At 62.5% G+C, this 2,034-nt stretch carries 1 protein-coding gene; it reads left to right on the top strand.

Annotation, left to right across the window (positions count from 1 at the left end):
* A partial coding sequence (locus HV773_RS36355; protein WP_175198534.1) for a type VI secretion system Vgr family protein occupies positions 1-2,034 on the top strand: 2,034 nt, incomplete at both ends.

Raw genomic sequence — 2,034 nt, 5'->3', positions numbered from 1 at the left:
CTCCGAGGGTGGTGCGCTCGTCTATGAATTCGTGATCCGCCCGTCGTGGTGGCGCGCGACGCTGTGCAGAAACTCGCGCATCTTTACCGATTCCGATATCACCAGAATTCTTCAAACCGTCCTCACGCCGTACAGCCATGAAATCGAATTTCGCGTCAAGTTCGATACCCGTTTCAACCACGAAGCCAGCCAGCGTGATTTCATCCGCCAGGCCTGGGAGACGGACTGGGATTTCTGCATGCGGCTGTGCGAAGAGTTCGGCTATGTGATCTGGTTCGAGCACCACGACAGGAAGCACGTGCTCGTCATTGCCGACTGCACTCGCGCGTGCCAGGAACAGAGCGCGCCCTACGACACGTTGTCGTATCACCCCGATGGCGGGCATATCGACCGGGAACACATCACGCACCTGTCATGGCGCACGTCGGTAGCGCTGGACCGGGTGGTCGTCAATGACCACAGTTATACGTCGCCACGGCTCAGACGCAACAGCGAGCCGTATCGCGGGCAGTACGGCCCCATACGCCGCGAACATGATGAGAGTCTCGAATCCTACGAGTCCGCCGAATACGCCCAGCCCGATGCGACCCGTTACTCCAGGCGGGATGACGACGCCTGGAAGAAGGATGCGCAGCATCTGGCGCGCGTGAAGCTGGAGGCGAGACGGGGCCAGCGGCTGCGCGCACACGGGCGGGGCGCGCTGCGTGGCATCGAGGCCGGCAAGACCTTCACGCTGATCGATCATCCGCATGGTGAGGCGAACAACGATTATCTCGTGCTGTCGTGCACGCTGGATATCCGGGACATGCCGGGCCTGTCAGGCCGATCCACCGGTTATTCGTTCGAAGCCACGTTCGAGCTGTACCCGGCACGCGAGCCGTACCGCATGCCCCAGGTCACGCCACGCCCGCGTCTCGAAGACCTGGAATACGCGGTCATCGTGGGACCGAACGACGCCGAAATCTCGCTCGATAAATATAACCGTGTGGAGATCCAGTACGCCTGGGATCGCAAGGGCGAGTTCAACGGCGGCACATCGATATGGGTGCGCGTGGCGCAGCCGTGGCAGGGCGACCAGATGGGTACGGTCATGCATGGCCGCTGCGGACAGCAGGTGCTCGTGGGCTATGTCAACGGCGATCCGGACCGGCCCGTCGTGGTGGCGTTCGTGCCTGACGTGAACAACATGCCGGCCTGGAAGCTGCCCGATAACTACGCGCTCTCGGGCATGGTCACGCGCAGCTTCGGGCACGGCACCACGACCAATCATCTCGCGTTCGATGACACCGAGAACCGGCAGCAGGCGCAGCTTGCGAGCGACCATGGCAAATCGAGCCTGAGTCTGGGTTACAACACGCGCATCGACGGCAACCAGGGGCGGCAGGACCCAAGGGGCGAAGGCTTCGAGCTTCGCAGCGATCGATGGGGCGCTTTGCGCGCGGCGCTCGGTCTGCTGCTGACCACGTTTGGCCGTGACAAGGCGGCGGGCAAGGTCAAGGACATGGGCGAGACCATCGCGCGGCTCACGCAGGCCCGCCAGCAGCATGAGGATCTGTCGCAGCTTGCCACCAGGCACCAGGCGCAAACGCACGACTCCAGCCAGAGTGAAGCGACCAGCACTATCAAGGCGCAGAACGATGCGATCAAGGGAGGCGCGCAGACTGGCGAAAGCGAATTCCCCGAACTGTCACGCCCGGACATGGTGATGGCGAGCGCTGCGGGCATTGCCACGACGGCGAGCGACAGTACGCACATGGCAAGCCACCACGATCATGCCATCACGGCAGGACGCGACGTGAGCGTATCGTCGGGCCGCTCGCTTCTTGCGTCAGTGCGCGGAGCGATCTCGATGTTTGCCTACCAGTTGGGCCTGAAGCTGATCGCAGCCAATGGCAAGGTCGTGATCCAGGCGCAGAGTGACGAAATCGACGCTATCGCGAACAAGGATGTCAACGTTGCCAGTGAGGACGGGACGATCTACTTATCCGCGAAGAGAATTGTGCTGACGGCCGGTGGCTCGCGCTGGGAGATTGG

Origin of the sequence: Paraburkholderia caffeinitolerans (genome assembly GCF_902859945.1) — a bacterium.
GTDB classification, from domain to species: domain Bacteria; phylum Pseudomonadota; class Gammaproteobacteria; order Burkholderiales; family Burkholderiaceae; genus Paraburkholderia; species Paraburkholderia caffeinitolerans.
This window is presented reverse-complemented; position numbering and strand designations above follow the sequence as displayed.